Annotated in this window: 1 protein-coding gene; it reads right to left on the bottom strand. The window is 75.1% G+C overall.

The window, feature by feature from the left end:
• Positions 1-363 precede the first annotated feature (363 nt).
• Positions 364-1,368, bottom strand: coding sequence for an ion transporter (locus ABZ641_RS37170; protein WP_344625215.1), 1,005 nt, complete (start codon positions 1,366-1,368; stop codon positions 364-366).
• Between the last annotated feature and the right edge of the window lie 80 nt (positions 1,369-1,448).

Below are 1,448 nucleotides of genomic sequence, written 5' to 3'. Positions count from 1 at the left end.
CGGCGGGGCGGTGCGGAAGTGCTCGTCGACCAGGTGGAAGCCGTCCAGCATCTCGCGGAACTGCTCCGGGCCGACGGCGATCATCAGCGAGAGGCACCGGGCCCAACCGGCCCACCCGGCGGAGCAGTTCGGGCATTCCCCGGCCCGCCGCACGCCACCGCTCCACCTCGGCGGGCGACAGCTCGGGCACGGCGACCCCCGTGACGGGAGGGGTCGGGGGGATCTGCGTGGCCACGGGCTTCTCCTGCTCGGATCGCCGCCCCCGGGGCAGCTCGGACCTGCCGACGCTGCGTATGCTACCGAACGCGAAGCGTCGCCGAGTCGCCTTCGGGAAGTACGTCCCCGCGCGGCCCGGTGCGTCGATCAGGCCACGGTGTCCACGCTCGCCGCGGTCATCGCGGCACTTGCGCCGGCGCCGACCGGACGTCCCGACGCACCGTCAGGACCGCTTGCCGGGCCTGCCCCCGGGCCCGCCCCCGAGCCCGAGCCCGCCTCCAGGCCGGCCTCCAGCTCGGCGAGGGCGAGCCGGACGGCGGCGATCCGCTCGCGCAGCTCCTCGGCCCCCGCCGGGCCGCCCTGCTGTCCGGCACGCGGTGCGTCCCGCCGGCCGGCCTCCCGCCCGGCGGCCTCCTCGGCCTCCAGGGCGCGGGCCTCGTCCAGGGAGTTGAGCACCACGCCGATCAGCACGTTCACCAGCACGAACGAGGCCAGCAGCACGTAGGAGGCGTAGAAGAGGATGCTCAGGCGGGAGATCTCCAGCCCCGCGTGCACCGCCTCGCCGAGCCCGTCGAGGGTCATCAGCAGGAAGAGCGTGAGCAGCGCCCGGCCGATCGAGCCGTAGTGCCCGGGGTCGCTGTCCGCGAAGCCGACCCAGCCGACCATCGCGTAGACGTAGAGCACCAGGGCGCCGACGAACAGGAAGCTCACGGTGCCCGGCAGGCTGCGGCCGACCGCGACCAGCAGGACCCGCAGCTGCGGCAGGAACCGGGCCGTCCGCAGCACCCGGGCGAGCCGCAGCAGCCGCAGCACGGTGGTGTTCTCGCGGACCAGCGGCAGGAAGGCCGAGGCGAGGACGGCCAGGTCGAAGAGGTTCCACGGGTCGCGCAGGAACTGCCCCGGCCGGTCCGCGTGCGCGCCCAGCCGCAGCAGCATCTCCACCGTGAACACCCCGAGGCAGGCCCGCTCGGCCAGTTGGAGGCCCTGCTGGTACTCGGCGGCGAGCCCGCTGTACGTCTCCACCCCGAGCAGTGCCGCGTTGACCAGGATCGCGGCGAACACCACGAGCGAGAAGGCGGGCGCCTCCGTCACCGTGCGGCAGCGTGCCGCCAGCCGGGCCCGCCCCGCCCGTGCACTCCCACCGCTCTGCATGGACAACCCCACGGACAACCCCTCCACGGCCGATCGGCGGCGCGCGCGGCCGCCGTGCCCGGACGGCCCGGCGGCACCTG

This window comes from Kitasatospora sp. NPDC007106 (assembly GCF_040634455.1).
Taxonomy (GTDB): Bacteria; Actinomycetota; Actinomycetes; order Streptomycetales; family Streptomycetaceae; genus Kitasatospora; species Kitasatospora arboriphila.
The sequence above is the reverse complement of the archived record's forward strand: the minus strand, read 5'-3'. Positions and strand labels throughout refer to the sequence as shown.

Excerpts from the sequence above, each read along its gene's own strand:
- ABZ641_RS37170 (WP_344625215.1), bottom strand. The coding sequence starts at position 1,368 with ATGCAGAGCGGTGGGAGTGCACGGGCGGGGCGGGCCCGGCTGGCGGCA.